Annotated in this window: 24 protein-coding genes; all 24 read right to left on the bottom strand. The window is 39.1% G+C overall.

The window, feature by feature from the left end:
- Positions 1–4 precede the first annotated feature (4 nt).
- The 24 genes from fliQ to hslV all read right to left on the bottom strand — a co-directional run bounded on the left by fliQ (position 5) and on the right by hslV (position 18,850).
- Positions 5–274, bottom strand: coding sequence for a flagellar biosynthesis protein FliQ (gene fliQ, locus ABS917_RS01030; protein WP_350477269.1), 270 nt, complete (start codon positions 272–274; stop codon positions 5–7).
- A gap of 13 nt (positions 275–287) precedes the next feature.
- Entirely contained in the window at positions 288–953 is a 666-nt protein-coding gene (gene fliP / locus ABS917_RS01025) for a flagellar type III secretion system pore protein FliP (RefSeq protein WP_340800471.1), read from the bottom strand.
- The gene (locus tag ABS917_RS01020; protein WP_350477268.1) at positions 950–1,633 is read right to left on the bottom strand and encodes a flagellar biosynthetic protein FliO; all 684 of its coding nucleotides are present in this window, start codon (positions 1,631–1,633) and stop codon (positions 950–952) included. The genes fliP and ABS917_RS01020 overlap by 4 nt, the downstream gene beginning before the upstream one ends.
- Before the next feature lie 4 nt (positions 1,634–1,637).
- Entirely contained in the window at positions 1,638–2,000 is a 363-nt protein-coding gene (locus ABS917_RS01015; protein ID WP_008403273.1) for a response regulator, read from the bottom strand.
- A gap of 22 nt (positions 2,001–2,022) precedes the next feature.
- A complete protein-coding gene (gene fliY / locus ABS917_RS01010; RefSeq protein ID WP_350477267.1) occupies positions 2,023–3,291 on the bottom strand; it encodes a flagellar motor switch phosphatase FliY in 1,269 nt (422 codons plus the stop codon).
- Positions 3,284–4,279 (bottom strand): flagellar motor switch protein FliM, encoded by a 996-nt coding sequence (gene fliM, locus ABS917_RS01005; RefSeq protein ID WP_350477266.1) that lies wholly within the window; start codon positions 4,277–4,279, stop codon positions 3,284–3,286. The genes fliY and fliM overlap by 8 nt, the downstream gene beginning before the upstream one ends.
- 45 nt (positions 4,280–4,324) lie before the next feature.
- Positions 4,325–4,750: a flagellar basal body-associated protein FliL gene (fliL, locus tag ABS917_RS01000; RefSeq protein ID WP_350477265.1), complete on the bottom strand. Its 426-nt coding sequence runs from the start codon at positions 4,748–4,750 to the stop codon at positions 4,325–4,327.
- Positions 4,740–4,961, bottom strand: a complete 222-nt coding sequence (locus tag ABS917_RS00995; RefSeq protein WP_350477264.1) for a flagellar FlbD family protein — start codon at positions 4,959–4,961, stop codon at positions 4,740–4,742. The genes fliL and ABS917_RS00995 overlap by 11 nt, the downstream gene beginning before the upstream one ends.
- 62 nt (positions 4,962–5,023) lie before the next feature.
- Positions 5,024–5,989: a flagellar hook-basal body complex protein gene (locus ABS917_RS00990; protein WP_350477263.1), complete on the bottom strand. Its 966-nt coding sequence runs from the start codon at positions 5,987–5,989 to the stop codon at positions 5,024–5,026.
- A 97-nt stretch (positions 5,990–6,086) separates the two neighbouring features.
- On the bottom strand, positions 6,087–6,461 hold the full coding sequence (locus tag ABS917_RS00985) for a TIGR02530 family flagellar biosynthesis protein (protein WP_350477262.1): 375 nt from the start codon (positions 6,459–6,461) through the stop codon (positions 6,087–6,089).
- 12 nt (positions 6,462–6,473) lie between these two features.
- Complete coding sequence (flgD, locus tag ABS917_RS00980; RefSeq protein ID WP_350477261.1) at positions 6,474–7,169, bottom strand: flagellar hook assembly protein FlgD; 696 nt, start codon at positions 7,167–7,169, stop codon at positions 6,474–6,476.
- Positions 7,170–8,420, bottom strand: coding sequence for a flagellar hook-length control protein FliK (locus ABS917_RS00975; protein ID WP_350477260.1), 1,251 nt, complete (start codon positions 8,418–8,420; stop codon positions 7,170–7,172).
- 26 nt (positions 8,421–8,446) lie between these two features.
- Entirely contained in the window at positions 8,447–9,109 is a 663-nt protein-coding gene (locus ABS917_RS00970; protein ID WP_350477259.1) for a MotE family protein, read from the bottom strand.
- Positions 9,066–9,512 carry a flagellar export protein FliJ gene (gene fliJ, locus ABS917_RS00965; protein ID WP_350477258.1) on the bottom strand — a complete coding sequence of 149 codons (447 nt, stop codon included), beginning with the start codon at positions 9,510–9,512 and terminating at the stop codon, positions 9,066–9,068. The genes ABS917_RS00970 and fliJ overlap by 44 nt, the downstream gene beginning before the upstream one ends.
- A gap of 2 nt (positions 9,513–9,514) precedes the next feature.
- Positions 9,515–10,840, bottom strand: a complete 1,326-nt coding sequence (gene fliI / locus ABS917_RS00960; protein ID WP_251689336.1) for a flagellar protein export ATPase FliI — start codon at positions 10,838–10,840, stop codon at positions 9,515–9,517.
- 5 nt (positions 10,841–10,845) lie between these two features.
- Positions 10,846–11,643: a flagellar assembly protein FliH gene (gene fliH, locus ABS917_RS00955; RefSeq protein WP_350477257.1), complete on the bottom strand. Its 798-nt coding sequence runs from the start codon at positions 11,641–11,643 to the stop codon at positions 10,846–10,848.
- Positions 11,636–12,649, bottom strand: a complete 1,014-nt coding sequence (fliG, locus tag ABS917_RS00950; RefSeq protein ID WP_350477256.1) for a flagellar motor switch protein FliG — start codon at positions 12,647–12,649, stop codon at positions 11,636–11,638. Before fliG ends, fliH begins: the two co-directional genes overlap by 8 nt.
- A 14-nt stretch (positions 12,650–12,663) precedes the next feature.
- Entirely contained in the window at positions 12,664–14,259 is a 1,596-nt protein-coding gene (gene fliF, locus ABS917_RS00945; protein WP_350477255.1) for a flagellar basal-body MS-ring/collar protein FliF, read from the bottom strand.
- 57 nt (positions 14,260–14,316) lie between these two features.
- The gene (gene fliE / locus ABS917_RS00940; protein WP_079525200.1) at positions 14,317–14,625 is read right to left on the bottom strand and encodes a flagellar hook-basal body complex protein FliE; all 309 of its coding nucleotides are present in this window, start codon (positions 14,623–14,625) and stop codon (positions 14,317–14,319) included.
- 7 nt (positions 14,626–14,632) lie between these two features.
- On the bottom strand, positions 14,633–15,097 hold the full coding sequence (gene flgC / locus ABS917_RS00935; protein WP_350477254.1) for a flagellar basal body rod protein FlgC: 465 nt from the start codon (positions 15,095–15,097) through the stop codon (positions 14,633–14,635).
- 2 nt (positions 15,098–15,099) lie between these two features.
- On the bottom strand, positions 15,100–15,492 hold the full coding sequence (flgB, locus tag ABS917_RS00930) for a flagellar basal body rod protein FlgB (protein WP_350477253.1): 393 nt from the start codon (positions 15,490–15,492) through the stop codon (positions 15,100–15,102).
- A gap of 561 nt (positions 15,493–16,053) precedes the next feature.
- The gene (codY, locus tag ABS917_RS00925; protein ID WP_350477252.1) at positions 16,054–16,833 is read right to left on the bottom strand and encodes a GTP-sensing pleiotropic transcriptional regulator CodY; all 780 of its coding nucleotides are present in this window, start codon (positions 16,831–16,833) and stop codon (positions 16,054–16,056) included.
- 83 nt (positions 16,834–16,916) lie between these two features.
- Positions 16,917–18,308, bottom strand: a complete 1,392-nt coding sequence (hslU, locus tag ABS917_RS00920; protein WP_350477251.1) for an ATP-dependent protease ATPase subunit HslU — start codon at positions 18,306–18,308, stop codon at positions 16,917–16,919.
- On the bottom strand, positions 18,308–18,850 hold the full coding sequence (gene hslV / locus ABS917_RS00915; protein ID WP_079525191.1) for an ATP-dependent protease subunit HslV: 543 nt from the start codon (positions 18,848–18,850) through the stop codon (positions 18,308–18,310). Before hslV ends, hslU begins: the two co-directional genes overlap by 1 nt.
- Positions 18,851–18,860 lie beyond the last annotated feature (10 nt).

Genomic DNA, 18,860 nt, shown 5'->3' with positions numbered 1-18,860 from the left:
TTTCTCACCCAATATACCGAACTAGGTTATTTAAAATGTCGTGAAAGTAGTCCGTCATTCTACTGATCATAAACGGACCAAAAAAAATAATCGCCACTAATACCGCTACGATTTTAGGTACGAACGCCAATGTTTGTTCTTGAATGGAAGTTGTTGCCTGAAATATACTGACTATTAAACCGCTGACAAGTGCGATTAATAGTAAAGGTCCCGAAACTATCAATATCGTGAATACTGCATTTTCTGCAATTGCAATGACCATTTCCTGTGTCACTTTATATCATCCCCTAAAAACTTTGAAGTAAAGATTTCATCACTAAATACCAACCATCGACGAGTACAAATAATAAGATTTTGAATGGCAGTGAAATCATTACTGGAGGCAGCATCATCATCCCCATTGACATCAGTGTACTTGCGACCACCATATCAATAACTAGAAACGGAATGAAGATCATAAAGCCCATTTGAAAAGCTGTTTTAATTTCACTTAACGCAAATGCGGGTACTAGCAGCGTCATAGGAATTTCCTCGATGGAATCCGGATACTCTGCCTGATTATATTCGATAAAAAGTTCTAAATCCTTTTGCCTTGTGTGTTGAGCCATAAATTGTTTGAACGGAATCGTCGCCCGTTCATATGCTTCTTCCAAATTAATTTCCTCATCAAAGAGCGGCTGTAATGCCTGCTCGTTTACTTGCTGGAATGTCGGCGCCATAATAAAGAATGTTAAAAACAACGCCAACCCGATAATTACCTGGTTAGGCGGCATTTGGTTCGTGGCAAGGGCTGTCCTAGTAAACGACAGAACGATGACGATTCGCGCAAATGAAGTCATTAATATTAACAGACTCGGCGCTAAAGATAGAACAGTTAACAGAAATAACAGCGTAACCGATGTGGATACATTTCCCGGATCGCTTTCAGAAAACACGGAAAGAAGGTCGTTCATCGATCATCACGCTCCTGTTCTTTCCAACGCTCTAGTTCGTCACTACGTTGCTGTTTGATTTTCCCGATTTTTTCATTGAACAAATCATTGAATTTAGGGCTTTCCGAAATATCCTGCGGGCGCTTTTTTTGTGAAAATTTATTAATTAATTGAGCTATATATGGTGAAGTATTCACCATGCTCTGCTTAGTTTCAATTTGATTTAGTAAATGGTCGATTTCTTCATCGGATTCAATTTCCTTCAGAAGTTGAATATTATCGCCGACACCAACTACATAAACTCGTTTACCAATTAGTAATAATTGTACAGACTTTTGCTGTCCTACTGACAAACCACCGATATTTTTTATAACGGCATTTTGTTGATAGTTGAAGTTACGCTTGTTTAAATACTTTAAAATGAACAATAATAGCCCTATGACGAAGACAAGTGCTATTAAAACTTTAAGATAATCCCAAAAACCAATACTAACGGATGCCGAGTCAGTTTGTTCTGCGTCGGCATCCGGAGTATTCTCATCTGAAATTTTTTCTTCTGAACATACTTCAGGGTTTTCATTACAGTTTTCGTATACGTTACTTACCATCGCAAAAGTTCCATTTGAGATTGGTGTAAATAATGCCGTCATCAATACAATTCCAACAGCGATCCAAAATCGAAATGATTTTTTTGCTTTCATCAGATCAACCTAAAGCTTTTTGAATCGCTTCGATTACGCGATCTGCTTGGAAAGGCTTTACGATAAAGTCTTTCGCACCTGCTTGGATCGCATCGATAACCATTGCTTGTTGGCCCATTGCTGAACACATAATCACTACCGCGCTTGGATCTGTGCCTTTAATTTCTTTTAATGCTGCAATACCGTCCATTTCAGGCATTGTAATATCCATTGTTACTAAATCAGGGCGCAATTCATTGTATTTTTCAACCGCTTGAATTCCGTCAGCTGCTTCCCCTACTACTTCAAAACCGTTTTTCGTTAAAATATCTTTGATCATCATGCGCATGAAAGCTGCATCGTCCACAATTAAAATCCTTTTAGACATAATCCAATTCCTCCAATTAAAACTATCTAATATTGTTCAAGCGATCTGCCTGACTTAAAATATCTGTGATGCGAACACCGAAGTTCTCATCAATTACTACAACTTCACCTTTTGCAATTAACCGACTGTTTACTAAAATATCTACCGGTTCGCCTGCAAGCTTATCTAATTCAATAATCGATCCGCTCGATAGTTCGAGTATTTCTTTTACTGAACGTTTAGTACGTCCAAGCTCGACTGTTACTTGCAATGGAATATCAAGCAGCATATTTAAATTGCGCGCTTCTGCCTGTGTAATATTCGGCGATTCGAAACTTGCAAATTGAGCTTGCTGTACATTTGCCGGTGGTGCTGTATAAGCAGGCTGCTGGTAAACTGGCTGTTCATATACAGGCTGCTGTTGATGATACGCTTGCTGCTGCACCGGTTGCTGATAGACGGGCTGTTGTGCTGGCTGCTCATATACTGGCTGCTGAACAGGTTGTTCAAACACCGGTTGCTGTGCAGTCGGTTGTTGTGCCTGCTGCATTGGCTGCTGTTGTGTAGGCTGAACTGGTGCAGGCTCCACTGTTGTTGTTGCAGTAAGAGGCTCATCAGTTTCTCCCATTAATGACTTTACTATCTTTTTACTAAACTTTAAAGGTAGTAATTGCATTAAATTAGAATCGATCAATTCACCGATACGCAATCTGAATGAAATTTTCACTAATAATTCATCTGTAGGAATCGTGTCAGTACCTTCATTTTGTGAAATGTTCAGTAAATCAATTGTCGGCGGTGAAATATCAACCTTTTGGTTAAATACTGTCGACATGGATGTGGCTGCTGAACCCATCATTTGATTCATCGCTTCTTGAACTGCACTCAACTGAATTTCACTTAATTCAGGTCTTGGATTAATACCATCGCCACCCAGCATTAGATCGGCAATAATTGCAGCATCCGATTGTTTGATTACGAGAAGATTCATTCCTGAAAGACCTGTTGTATACTCTACTTGTACAGCAACGTATGGATGCGGGAATTCTTGTTCTAAACGATTACGATTAATCATTGCAATACTAGGTGTTGTAATATCTACTTTTTGACCTAGTAATGAAGATAATGCAGTTGCAGAACTGCCGAATGAGATATTACCTACCTCACCTAATGCATCAATTTCTATTGGAGTTAAGTGATCCTCAACTTTAATTTCTTCTTCCGGATTTGCTGTATTTGCAGAAAAATCCTCCAGCGTTTCGCCCCTTAATAGAGCCTCAATTTCTTCTTGGGAGAGCATTTCATCACTCATCTTCGTCTCCTCCTTTCAAAGGGTCGATAATTTGAACAGCCATTTTATTATTCAATTTGCCTGGCTGAACGGTAAATTTCGGTAAACTGCCGACTTTCAGTGTTAACGGATTTTCAATTTTTTGACTTAACGGAATGACATCACCGACAGCCATTGTCAGGAAGTCTTCAATTGTAATGTCTGCCGTTCCTAACTCTGCAATGACCGGTAATTTTGCTTGTTTCACACGAGTTTCAAGCATTTTTGTTTGTTCCGGTGAAATTTCTTTCGTATTTGTCTGCATCCAGTAGCGAACAGATAAATTCGGAACGATCGGTTCTAGTACAACATGCGGAATACAAATATTAATCATCCCTGTCGTTTCCCCGATAATTGTATTAAACGAAATGACAACAACGGTTTCATTTGGCGAAATCATTTGTAAAAACTGCGGGTTTACTTCCAATTCCACAAGCATCGGATCGATTTCAGCAACGTTCTCCCATGCTTCACGTAAATTATCAAAAGAACGTTCAAATAAATTTGTCATGATTTTCGTTTCGATTTCAGTTAAATTGTCAACATTGCTATGACTTCCCCCTGCTCCGCCCATCAATCGATCGAGCATCGAATAGGCAATGTTCGGGTTGATTTCCATTAAAATATTGCCATCCAAAGGCGGGACTTCAAATACATTGATCAATGTCATGTTTGGGATTGAACGAACAAATTCTTCAAATGGAATTTGGTCCACAGATGCAACTGTTATTTGGACATAGCTTCTTAACTGTGCAGAAAAGAATGTTGTTAACAGTCGCGCAAAGTTTTCATGTATACGGGTCAAACTTCGGATTTGGTCTTTTGAGAAGCGCAGAGCCCGCTTAAAGTCATATACTTTAACTTTTCGTGTCTCATCTTCTTTTTTTATGTCTTCTGCAGACATCTCTCCGGTCGATATCGCCGATAAAAGCGCATCAATTTCGGATTGCGACATTATATCTCCTGCCATTTGCCCACCTCCATTTCAAAAATTAAAATTGTTTAGTACTGATGATTACTGAAGTACGTATGAAGTAATATACACTTGCGTAACTTCCCCTTCTTGCATTAACTCATTTAGTTGAGATTTAATTGCATCCTGGAATGTAATTTTCCCTTGCTTGCCTTCTAAAGCTTTCTCTTCCATTTCAGAAAGTTCTTGAATTACGATATTCTTCACTTGAAAATCTCGCTTAAACAACTCTTCTCCAGCCTTTTTATCTGATGCCTGAATTTTTAATGTAATTCGGACAAAGCTTCCATCTGCCAAGTTCGTCGTAATCTCAGGAATGTCTACAGATGACTCGATAATTTCATCAATCGACGGACCATCCGGCTTCTCTTTGTCGAACTGTGTCAATAACACAACTACAATAACACCGAATAATGTAATCGTCACCAATATAATTAGCATAATTGTTAATAGTTTATTATTCTTCATCTTCTTCACCTCTAAGGTGCGGGTTAGATAAAACTTGGACATTCTGATAAAATGTCCTCACTTTTTGCCGCACCTGTTCTTCAGTCTCTAACACAATGAATTTACGTCCAGTCGTAAGCGTAATTTGGGTGTCCGGAAATGCTTCAACTGTTTCTATGTATAAAGCATTTAAAATAAATGCTTTGCCATTAAGGCGAGTCACCTCAATCATTGAAATAGGGCCGGACCTGAACTTGAGAACCGACCCGGCCCCCCTTCTATAGTAAATTTAAACTATCGTTTTAAGTTAACAAGCTCTTGTAAAATTTCATCCGAAGTTGTAATAATACGAGAGTTAGCCTGGAACCCGCGCTGTGCAACAATCATCTCTGTGAATTCTTCCGATAGGTCTACATTGGACATTTCCATGAAGCCTGAGTTAACTGAGCCGATACCAGCTTGTGTACCTACTTGTACTAATGGGTCTCCAGAGTTAGCCGTTACTTGGAAATAGTTGGAACCTGTTTTTTCTAGACCCGATGCGTTAGGAAACTTTGCTAATAATGTCTGACCCGCAAACTGTAATTTACCATTTACATCCACATAATAGATCGAACCATCCTGTGAAATAGACATAGATTGCGCATTTGTTGGAATCTTAATTGGCGCAATTTCATCTGCAATAGTAATTGCTCCTTCTTCATACAGGTTATCCGTACCAATTGTACCCGCAGCTGTTTCTTTATCTGCATCGGCATTGCTTATTGCTGCTTCATCAACTTCATCATAAATCTCTGCATTTGGTAAACCCACTAAATATTTACCGTCGCCATTTACGACATAGCCATTGCGATCCATATAAAAGTTCCCGGCGCGGGTATAAAGTGTATTAGTAAAACCACTTTCAGTAATTAACCCCTCTTCATCTGGACCAACAACTGAATCTCCTACCATAAAGAATCCATCACCTGATATTGCCATGTCTAGCGTACGACCCGTAGTTTGCATTGACCCGGGATTGTGGATCGTATCAATCGCAGCTAATTGAGAGCCTAAACCCACTTGTACAGCATTTACACCACCGCGAGTAGCAGATGGACCAGATGCCCCTGTCTGTGTTTGCGAAATTAGATCTTTAAAAATAGTACGTTCTTTCTTGTAGCCGTACGTATTAACATTCGCGATATTATTCCCAATCACGTCTAATTTTGTCTGAAAGTTTTTTAAGCCTGAAATACCTGAATACATTGAACGTAACATGAAATGTCGTTCTCCCTTCGTTTTTCAAATCTGTTTTTTTGTTCAGTCGTATCGATCATTCAACGACTGTAGGCTTCCTTACTTCTGAAGGTCCGGCCTATAAAAGGATTGTTCCATCAATATTGGTGAATAGTTGCTGTTTCGCTTCATTACGATCCAATGCCGTAATAACCGTCGCATTTTTTGCACTTACAATTAAGGCAGCCTGATCTAACAGGACTAACGGCTGCTTCACACCTTTATTTTTTGCCTCAAATACTTTTTCGGAGATTTGCTGCCATTCACGATCTGTTATAGAAATATTTCGTTCATTCAACCGTTCTGATGCATGCTTGCTTATTTTCAGTTCATCACCGGTCGCCTTTTTTAAATGGTCCATAAAGGACTGCTTTGAAACTTGCTCCGTATTTTGCTTTGCTATCGGCTTTATCGGTGGATGGTAAGGGATATGTTGAATATTGACTCTGTTCATCAGCCCCACCTCTTATTCTGCTGCATTTTCATTTTGGGTTGTTTGAGAACTCACTGTAAATTGGTCTTTTGTTAAACGAGAACCATCATTTAAAATGTATTCGATATTCACATTATTTGTTTTAATCGCTTCAATAATTGCCTCAACGACCTGGTCACCATTTGTATATTGTACCTTCTGTCCGATCAGCTGGCTCGCTTCTGCTAATGGATTTCCGGCTGGAACTGTCGGCTCTGTCGTACTCGTACCACCAAGAATCGATGAAATATTGCCTGGTTTAATTTCCTTGCCGTCAGCCAGTACAAACACGGCCTCCCCATTAACAAATTTCAGTTCTTGAATGGCGCCTGTTCCTTCGTTGTAAATTGGCTTGTTATCTGCATCCACTTTATCTGTAATTTCATGCCATTTCACTTCTTTGCCTACAAATGTTGTATAACTCATCAATTGTGACTGTTGCTGTGATTCCAGTAAATTTTCCATCGCTTTTGTCATATTCTGCATTTGCTCTAATGAAGAAAATTGTGCCATCTGTGCAATGAATTCCTTATCATCCATCGGGCTTGTTGGATCCTGGTTTTGCAGCTGTGTAATTAATATTTTTAGAAACGCATCTTTACCGAGCGCCCCGTTATCTTGTTTATCTGTTACTTTGAAATTTGCATTATTCGCCGGTAAATAATAATCATTTGAAATTGAATTTGCCACTTATTCTACCTCCTCGCTTAATAGATCTTTAAACGAAACATTTTCTTCTTCTAGCGTATCTTCATTATTATCCTGCTCTTTTTCCCCATCTTTTTGACGGAAGAAGTTATTAAAGAAGTTTTGATCACGCGCATTTCGATCGGCATCCTGTAAAGACTGTGCAACATCGATTCTTTCCATTTGAATATTTTGAGAAACGAAACCGGCTTTTAATTGGTTAATGTTATTTTCCAGCAACTCTTTCCCCATTGCTGTCGTTGCCAATAATCGGGCAGTCATGACCCCGTCTTTTTGAACTAGTTCAATTCGTATTTGACCGAGATTCTCTGGAAACAGTTTCAGGAATAATTTCATATTACCTGGCTGACCTGAAAGTTGGCTTCGATTGATCAAGTTTTGAATTTCTTTTATTAATGCATCCGACTGTGCCGGCTTTTCAGCAGGTAATGTAACGGTCACTGTTTTTGAATGTGTCACTTGCTGCTGTAAATGCCCTGCTGTTTGCGTATCCGCTTCAACTTTAACGGTCGTCTGTTGGTTTTGGGCAGTCTGTTGACCTTGCTGTACTACTTGTTGGAAAGTCGTAGTTTTCGTAGTGCTCTGCTCTGTTCCTGCTAATTTCTGAGCTTCATTCGCCAATACCAGCAATACATCTTTTAAACTGGCTAATTGGATTTCCTGTTGATAGACCGTATCGACTTTACTTCCGGCTAGTTGAGCTAGCTTTAAAATTTGCACAACTTGCTGCAATTCTTTCGCTTGAACCTTATTTTGCTCAGGCTTTTCAATAGCTGCTAATACTTCACTTAGAATTTGTGGAGCTTGCTCGATCAGGGACCAAATATCCGTTATTTCTTGTTTTGTATCACCTAATAACTTTTGAACAATTTCGTCCAACTCCGTTTTTGTCATTCCTAAAAGCTCCGTTAAGTTATCTAACGTCATTAGTTCGTCTATCGCAATCGGTGTACTTTCTTCACCTACTAATGCGAATAGCCCCGACTCATCCATCTTCACACCTAATTGTTCAAGTAGACCCTCCAGTGAGTCCTCTTCTAAAATCCCGGAAATACTTTCAGCCAGCGGCGGTTCTGATACTTCAGCTTGCTTAGCGGTTGGAGCAGACGACTTTGAAATCATCGAATTAAACACACTCCCAAATGCTTTTGAATCCGGCTTTACTGTTTTTACTGTGTTTGGCTGGATATCTTGCTTTGGCATTTTTACTGTTTGTAACATTGCTATATTCATTTACTACACCTCCTTCCACTCAAAGACTATTGCTGTGATAAAAGCTCTGTAAAGCGGGCAGCATCTGCCGGTGCCATTTTTGCGAAAATAGCTGATAATGTATCGGGTTTCATCTCTGACATTATACGTACGCTTTCCGTGTCACTCATTTCAACTAATATAGGTGCTGCTTTTCTTGCAGACATTTTCTCAAAAGTAGACAGAATTTCTTTGAACTCTTTTTTCGACTCTTCCTGATCGCGCTGCAGTTTTTCAATTTCAAACAGCAAACGTTCCTGTTCAATTAAAAGCTCTTCCTTTTCAGTCGCTGATGCGTCAATTTGTGATTGTAGCTGGGAAATTTGCACTTCCTTTTCTTGTATTTCCGCTTGCAGCTCTACTACCTTCTGTTCATTTAATGAGCTGTTTTCTACTACTCCCTCTTGTTCATCCGAGCTGATAAACGGGATTTTTTCAATTGCCTTATCCGCCATTTTAAACACGTTATATTCCGTCATAGATGTAATAATCAATAAAATTGCGATGAGAAACATGAACGGGATTAAAAATAGGTAGAAAAACTTTTTGAAAAAACCTGGAGATTGGCTTTCCAATTCTATTTCTTCCACTTGCTCCATCGTATTTTTAATTTTTTTTGCCACGGAATCACCTGATTTCCTTCTTGTAATACGCAATTGTTGAAAGCTCATCTAACTGGATTGCTTCTAAATGAAGTTGATCTTCTATGAATCTTTCATGATCTCTTTCACGCATTTTTTCATATTTACGTACTTCCAAACTTTTTTCCAATAATTTTTGTTCATGCCAATTCATTTTTGCCCGTGCCTGCATTACTTTTTGCTGTGCGTCTTCAATAGTTTTTTCCATACTATCGATAAATTTCGAGTAATGATTGATTTCATCGATGGAAGATCCTATTTTTAACCGTTCCTGCTGATACTCGATCAAATCTTCTTTTTTCTTTAACAGGTCATACAGCTTTGTAGCAATTTCCTCAAATACTTGCACCGATTGTTTAAAAGCAAGTTCCGATTCCGTTTTTTCCTGATCTTTAACGACAAGAATTTTTTCAAAACGATAATTGTATCTCATAATTAACGGGCACCACCATTCGATAAAGCGATAATTTCATTGACTGTTTGTTCGATCGAAATTTTATCTTTATACCCTTGCTTTAAAAATTCTGTAATGAGCGGCTCATACATAATCGCCTCATCAATTTCCTTCGATGTCCCGCGCTTATATGCCCCGATATTAATCAGATCCTCTGATTTTGAATAGCTGTAGTATAATTCCCGCAAACGGCTCGCTGCACGAACATGCTCAGGCTGTGCAATATGGTTCATCAAACGGCTTACACTTTTTAACACATTAATCGCCGGATACTGTCCTTTGTTGGCAAGATTCCGGTCCAGTACAATATGACCGTCCAAAATCCCCCGTACAGCATCTGCAATTGGTTCATTCATATCATCACCGTCTACAAGCACTGTATAAAATGCGGTAATTGTCCCATTTATATTTGTCCCTGACCGTTCCAACAAAGTTGGTAAAATTGCAAAAACGGAAGGTGTGTAACCTCTTGTTGCAGGCGGTTCACCGATTGCTAGTCCAATTTCACGCTGCGCCATCGCCACACGGGTAACGGAATCCATCATTAACATGACGTTCTTGCCGCGGTCCCTGAAATATTCTGCAATAGCTGTTGCGGTAAATGCCGCTTTAATTCGCATTAATGCAGGCTGATCACTAGTAGCCGCTACGACAACCGACCGTTGTAAACCTTCCGGACCTAAATCCCGTTCGATAAACTCACGTACTTCACGTCCACGTTCTCCTACTAGAGCAATTACATTTATATCCGCTTCCGTGTTTCGGGCAATCATCCCAAGCAATGTACTTTTTCCGACGCCCGATCCTGCAAATATACCTACACGCTGCCCGCTGCCAACTGTAAGCATTCCGTCAATCGCCTTTACTCCGACCTCTAACTGTTCGTTAATCGGAGGACGGTTTAAAGGATTTGGCGGCTCTTTTTCCGTTGGGACTGTCGTTAATCCTTTTGGCAATGGTTGGCCGTCAAACGGGTTGCCCATTGCATCAAGTACTTTCCCGATCAGCTCAGGGCCTACCTTCACTTCCAGTGGTGAGCCTGTCCCCTCTACAAGACAGCCGATCGAAATTTCTTTCAGCGAAGAGTATGGCATTAAAATCACGATTTCATCTTTAAACCCCACAACTTCTGCCAGCATTACTTGCGGGCCGTTTTTCGATGTTTGGATATGAATTTTACAAACGTCCCCGATGGAACTTTCAGGACCTTGGGACTCAATCATCAAGCCGACAACTCTCGTCACTCTACCATACTTTTTAAATGTATTAAGATTAGGAATTTGTTCAACTAATTGAGCCATTTTCATCCTTATCATTCCTTACTTTCGATTAGTTCGTATAACTGTCTGCGGAGCTCCTGCAATTGTTCGTCAATTGATACAACGATGCGTCCATGATTTGTTTCGATATAACTTTCCGAATCTAGCAGATCTTCATTGACAAATACCATAAAGGGAACATTTACCGGAAACATTTCCGCTAACTCCTTTTGCTGTTCTGTCACAATCGGATGGTATTTCGGCGAAACATATAATTTAATTTCTTTCATTTCCCGTGCTTCTTTTAACCCACGTCGTACAATTGAAACGAATATTTCATCGTCACGGTCCAGTGCTGTATGAATAATGCGTTCTGCAGCTGTTAATGCAAGATCCAAAAGGATTGATTCCTGTGATTCAATATAAGATGCTGCATTTTTTTGCGCATTTGCCATCGTCTCATTTGCCGCTTGTAATGCCTGTTGCATCGCTGCATTTGCCTTTTGTACGCCATCTTCATATCCTTGTGCAAAACCGTCGTCATAAGCTTCCTGCTGAAGTATGACTTTTTCTTCTTCCCATGATTGCTTTAACGTTTCAATTGCCGCAAGCTGCTCTGTTCGATATTGCTCGAATTGGGCTTTTTGCTGTTCGATTTCATAATTTGCCTGCTCCAGCATTTGCTGACGTTCAGTTTCAATGTCAATTGATTTTTGTTGTGACAATTCCTCTATACGTTCATCTTCCGTTTTCCCATAATGAATCGGCTCGAAGAAATTTTGAAGTTTAATTTCTACAATTGATGACTCTTCGGATTGCTGTGCATTTGTTGAACGGATGATTTTAGACAATTACATCATCTCCTCCGCCACGTGCAATAATAATTTCCCCTGCATCTTCTAAACGTCGGATTACTGCTACGATTCGAGACTGCGCTTCTTCTACATCACGTAAGCGCACAGGGCCCATAATATCCATTTCTTCACGGAATGTATCCGCCATACGTTGAGACATATTGCGGAATATAATTTCTTTTACCTCTTCTGAAGAAACTTTCATCGATAATAATAAATCTTCGTTTTCACAGTCACGAATAACACGCTGGATTGAACGATTATCGAGTGTAACGATATCTTCAAACACAAACATGCGCTTTTTAATTTCTTCGGCAAGTTCAGGATCTTGAATTTCAAGCGCGTCCAGAATCGTTTTCTCTGTTTGACGGTCCACACCATTCAATACTTCCACGACTGCATCTACGCCACCTGTTTCTGTGTAGTCCTGTGTCACAGTAGATGATAGTTTTCGCTCTAATACGGATTCAATTTCACTAATAACTTCCGGAGACGTCGATTCCATAATCGCAATACGCTTCGCAATATCCGCCTGTACTTCCTGTGGTAACGAAGATAGAATAACCCCTGCTTGCCCTGGTTCTAAGTAAGATAGAATAAGGGCAATTGTTTGAGGATGTTCATTTTGGATGAAATTGAAAATTTGTGCCGGATCTGCTTTTCTAGCAAAATCAAATGGTCTTACTTGTAATGAAGAAGTTAAACGATTTAATATCGCCTGTGCCTGTTCAGTACCTAATGCTTTTTCCAGTACCGTCTTCGCATATCCTATACCGCCTTGCGTAATATAGTCCTGCGCGAGTGCAATCTGATGAAATTCTTCTATAATTTCTTCTTTGACTGTCGATTCCACCCTTTTCACACTCGAAATTTCCAGTGTTAGACGTTCAATTTCCTCTTCACTTAAATGCTTATATACAGAAGCCGAAACTTCCGGTCCTAGAGAAATTAACAGTAAAGCAGCCTTTTGCTTTCCTGATAGGTCTTTATCTTTCTTGGACACAGCGGAACCTCCTATTAGTCTTCAGCAATCCAGCTACGCAATAATTTCGCAAAATCTTCCGGCTTATCTTTGGCCATTTTCTCTAATTGCTTACGGCGTACAGTCGCTTCAGTTTCTTTTTCTTCGGAAATATCTTCTATTTCAATTAATTGCTGTTGTTGTTCTATAATCTCCAGCTCTTCTTCATCTTGCTTACGTCGGCGTGCACGAAGTACGTTAATGACAAGTAATATAATCGCAACGACTAATATACCGCCAATTACCCATACCCACCAAGGAATAACCGATTGCGGTTGGTCTTCCGCTGTATCATTTCCTTGGAATTGCTGTACAGACACGACAATACGATTTGCAATATCTTCGTCTGTCAGGTTACCGGCAGCTTCTTGATCAATCGATGTACGGACAATTGTTGATAAAATTTGTTCAATATCGGTACGAACACCTTGATCGAACCCTTCTTCTGCATTTGGAGGATCTACCATTACTTGAATACCTAAATTACGAATCTTGTATGGACTTTCCTGAATTTCTCGACGAATACGGTTAACATCATTGTTAATCGTCTCTTCCACTCGTTCATAATCGCCGTCACCGTTTGTTCCTTCAACATAATCTACAAAATTATCTGTTACACTTCCGGCTTCAGTAGTACCTTCTGCCGCTCCTGCAGCACCGCCTGAGTAAGTTTCCGTAATACGTTGGGCACTTATTTCTATACCCTCCATATTTTCTTCATCAACAGGTCGGATTAAATTTTCTTCGCGATTTTCTTTTTTAAAGTCAATATCCGCCGATACATTTACTACGACTTTATCCTGACCGATTAATGTACCGAGCATCTGCTGCACTTGGCGCTGAAGATCACGCTCGATCGTTTTCTTCACTTCCATTTGTCCAGTAACTGAGTCAATCCCACCGCCACCGCTCTCTGCAGATGCCAGATCATAATATTCAGAATACTGATTCATGATAGTGATATTTTCTTTAGGTAAATTCGGTATACTCATCGATACCAAATTAAATAATCCTTTAATCTGATCGTCCGAGAATTTATGTCCAGGTGCTGTATCTAACACAATTGCAGCCTGTGCTTCACCTTTGGCATCTTTAAGAAAGACACCTTCTTCAGGTAAAGAAATCATGACACTTGCATCTTTCACTCCTTCGAACTTACGAACTAAATTCGCCAGATCCGTTTCGATCGTCGCTTGCTTAATTACGTTAAATTCATTGTCGGTCATCCCAAACCCTGCGTTAGATGTAAAAAAAGACGTGTCAATTTCCCCAGAATCAGGATAACCCTGGGCTGCTAATGACACTTGTAAGTCCTGTACTTGATTTTCCGGCACTAATATTACTGTCCCGCCGTTTGTCACTTCGTACGTTACACCTTGTGAAGTAAGTACTTCCGTAATTCTCCCTACTTCAGCCTGTGACATCTCCGGAAATAACGGAGCCATTGTCGTACGCGTTGAGAAATACGTAATTACCGCTGCAATTGCAATGACAGCAGCAAACGCACCGATTAATGCCCCTTTTTGGTTTTTAGTGCGACTTTTCCAGAAACCGGTTGAATCGCTTTTAATTTTTGTAAGTCGTTCATTCATTATGAATCCTCCGCTTAAAGTGAATGCCCAACAATTCGTCAGTCGTTTTTCAAATCATTACACACTCATACGCATAATTTCTTGATAAGCTTCCACAGCTTTATTACGAACTTCAATTGTTGTGTTTAAAGTAACACTTGCTTTTTGTGCAGCAATCATCACTTCAAATAAATCGACATCTCCACCGTTAATTAATTTTTGTGTCATTGTATCTGAAGTTTTTTGATGTTCATTGACACTTGCAATCGCTTCTTTTAATGTGTCCGCAAATTGCTGCTGGGCATTTGCAGGAGTCAGTTGATTCTGAACATTTACTTCATTAACTGATTGCGCAGGAGACATGAATGTTATTGGATTAATCGCCATTTATATATCATCCTTTCCCGATTTCTAATGCTTTTGTTAACATGTTCTTGTTTGCATTGAAAGCAGTAATATTCGCTTCATAAGAGCGGCTCGCCGAAATGAGATCAACCATTTCTTTTAATACATCAACATTCGACATTTGAACATACCCTTCTGCATTCGCATCGGGATTTGATGGATCATAAACTAATTTAAAAGGGGTTTCCGTATCTTCTTTAATAGAACTTACCTTAACACCGTTCCCAACACCGCTTTTTTCCGTTCTTCCGATTGCCATATTCAAAAAGCTAGAAAATTGTCCTTCCTGCTCTTTTAAAGTGACAGATTTTTTTCGGTACGGCTCCCATTCTCCATTTACCTGTTTTGCTCTTGTTGTATCGACATTGGCAATATTGGAGGAAATTACATCCATTCGTAATCGCTGTGACGTTAATGCAGAAGCTGTCGTATTCATGCTATGAAAAATCGACATCACTATCTTCCTCCTTTAACAACATTATTCAATGTTGAAAATTTACTGCTGACGCGATCTATAAGCGCATTATAGTAGATTGTATTTTCAGCCAGCTTTGCTTGTTCTGCATCCATATTTACAGCATTTCCATTTGCTCTGCTTCGGAAGTTTTCGTTTGAATACACACCGCTGCCCCCAATATTAATTTTAAAATCATAATGTCTTTCGTCTGTGCGATATGCAGGAATCGTTGCTTGCTTGGCATCATTCAATACATCTTTGAAGCTTACCTCTTTAGTTTTATAATTCGGTGTGTCAACATTCGCTATGTTTTGAGTAATTGCTTTATTTTTCAATGTTGCATAGGAAAGTCCCTTTTCCAGGCTACTTATCGTTCCGCCAAATAAATCCAAATTTCTCACCTCGTTCATATTTCGCTAAAATTTGCGTGCAGAAACTTAATAATACAATTGTAATTAGATTAAACCTTAGTGTCTATCGACTTTTGACCCTTTCGAATAGTCAAAAGGAACTATTTTTACTTGTAAAAATTAACAGTTATCAATATATTAGTCCAAATATTTTTCGACATTAAATTTCATAAGACTATTAAGACCTACATATATACTTTATCTAACAGAAATTTAATATATAAATCTTATCCTTAAAATTTTTAGTTTACTGAAATACTATTTATTTCCTTAAACATCATACATTAAATCCCTTTGTATTAGTATTTATATAATTACATTTCATAAATTTGTAACAAATCGTTTGTCATATGGATTTTATCATCATTTAGGTATAAAAGATATTTATTTATTTTAGGTAACAACTACGATATACCTAATTATACAATTAAATCAAAAAATTATCTTGTTTAAAGTATTTTTATTCGACAATATTCTTCATTTCTTAATAAGAAATAAAAAAACAGCAAGGAGAAAAACCTCCTTGCTGTGCCTGAATATGTCTTATTTCATTTTAATTTCTGCTAATGCGTTCAGGAACTTACCGTTTAATACTTTAATGTATGTTCCTTTCATACCTAATGAACGTGATTCAATAACACCGGCAGATTCTAGTTTACGTAATGCGTTTACAATTACTGAACGTGTAATACCTACGCGGTCAGCGATTTTGGAAGCAACTAGTAAACCTTCATTACCGTCTAATTCTTCAAAAATATGCTCGATTGCTTCAAGCTCAGAATAAGATAATGAATTGATCGCCATTTGTACAACTGCTTTAGAACGTGCTTCCTCTTCAATCTCTTCAGATTTTTCACGTAAAATTTCCATACCTACTACTGTTGCGCCGTATTCAGCTAAAATAAGATCATCATCTTCAAACTGATCACTAATGCGCGCTAACATTAACGTGCCTAAACGCTCACCGCCACCGATAATCGGTACAATTGTAGTTAAACCAGATGCAAATAGATCTTTGTTTTCCACTGGGAAAGCAGTGTGCTCATTGTTAATATCTAAATTTGAAGAAGTTTCTGTAATATTGAATAAGTTTTGTGTATATTCTTCAGGGAATTGGCGCTCTTCAAACATTTTTTTAATACGCTCATTCTCGATTTGTTGGTGAATTGAAATGCCAAGCAACTTTCCTTTACGGCTTACGATAAATACGTTACTTTCGATAATATCACCTAAAGTATTGGCCATCTCTTTAAAGTTAACTGGTTTACCAGCAGATGCTTGTAACATTGCATTGATTTTTCGTGTTTTTGTTAATAAATTCATTTCTGTTTCCTCCTACGGAACGTTTTAATTCACTTAATATTCTAAAGGTTTTTACAATTTAAAGATACTATTTCAACTTGTACTTAGAGAATAAATTGCGATAAATCTTTGTTTTTTACTATATTCGCCAATTTTTGATCGACATAGTTCGGTGTAATGTCGATATGTGCCGGTGCAATTTCCGATGCTTCATAGGAAAGTTCCTCAAGCAAGCGTTCTAAAATTGTGTGCAGACGGCGTGCGCCGATGTTATCCGTCTCCTGATTTACTTCTGTAGCAATTTCCGCAATGCGTTCAATCGCTTCGTCCGTAAAGTTCAGCGTAACACCTTCTGTTTCAAGCAATGCTTTATATTGCAATATTAACGATTGATCTGGTTCTTTCAAAATACGAACAAAATCATCCTTCGTTAATTTTTCAAGTTCAACACGAATCGGGAATCGTCCTTGCAATTCAGGAATAAGATCGCTTGGTTTTGATATATGGAAAGCACCTGCTGCAATAAAGAGCATATAGTCAGTTTTTACAGTGCCGTATTTTGTCGTAACTGTGGATCCTTCCACAATCGGTAATATGTCACGTTGAACGCCTTCGCGGGATACTTCCGCCGATGAAGAACCTTTGCTTGCAATTTTATCGATTTCATCAATAAAAATAATGCCTGCCTGTTCTGCACGTTGAATCGCTTCACTGGACAACGCATCCGTATCGATCAGCTTATTTGCTTCTTCCTGCGTTAACAAACGACGTGCATCCTTTACTTGGACTTTGCGTTTTTTTGTCTTTTTCGGCATTAAATTAGATAGCATATCTTGCATACCGTTTGCATTATCCATATTCATACCAGGCATTGCATCAAAAAGAGATGGGGCATTTTCCGTTACTTCTATTGTTACCCATTGCTCTTCTAATTTTCCGTCTTTTAAATCTTGGGCAATTTGCGCACGTCTTGTACGGATTTCCGGTTCATCCTGGTTTGCTGTATCTTCTTGTGACGACTCTTTTTGTCCGAACAGCATTTCAAAAGGATTTTGCGTAAGCTTTTCTTTTACTTTTGAAGGTACAAGTAATTTAACAAGTACATCATTCGCATTGCGCTCTGCCTGATCTTTTACTCTTTCGAACATTTCGTCCTTCACAAGGCGACGAGAAGCCTCTACCAAATCGCGTACCATTGATTCGACATCACGCCCAACATAACCAACTTCCGTGAACTTTGTCGCTTCGACTTTAATAAACGGAGCATTCGTCAGTTTTGCGATTCTGCGCGCAATTTCTGTTTTACCTACTCCGGTAGGTCCAATCATTAAAATATTTTTCGGAATTACTTCTGTTTTTAATTCTTCGCTTAATAAAGAGCGGCGGTACCGGTTACGCAGCGCAACTGCAACTGCACGTTTTGCTGTTTCCTGGCCAACAATATGACGGTTTAATTGTTCCGTAATCTGTCTTGGTGTTAAATTGATCGCAGTCATTATAATACCTCCAAGATAATATTATGGTTTGTAAACACACAAATATCCGCAGCGGTCGTCAGCGCAGCCTCTGCGATTTCTTTTGCCGATAAATGATCGCCCGCATGTTTTTTTAATGCTCTGCCAGCTGATAATGCATAGTTTCCACCTGAACCAATAGCTAAAATGCCATCATCGGGCTCAATTACTTCACCAGTCCCTGAAACAAGAAGCAATGTTGATTTATCCATTACAAGCAGCATCGCTTCCAATTGACGGAGCATTTTATCTCCGCGCCATTGCTTCGCTACTTCTACGGCAGCTCTTTGCAGGTTACCATTATATTCATTCAGTTTTGCCTCAAACATTTCGAATAATGTAAAAGCGTCCGCAACAGAACCTGCGAAACCTGCCAATACTTTCCCATTAAACAGACGTCTGACCTTACGTGCCGTGTGCTTCATTACAACTGCATTTCCCAATGTCACCTGACCATCCCCGGCCATTGCACATTCACCGTTATGATGAATAGCGAAAATCGTTGTCGCATGAATTTGACCCATTCTTTATTTC

The sequence above is a fragment of the Solibacillus sp. genome (assembly GCF_040273735.1).
Classification (GTDB): domain Bacteria; phylum Bacillota; class Bacilli; order Bacillales_A; family Planococcaceae; genus Solibacillus.
The sequence above is the reverse complement of the archived record's forward strand: the minus strand, read 5'-3'. Positions and strand labels throughout refer to the sequence as shown.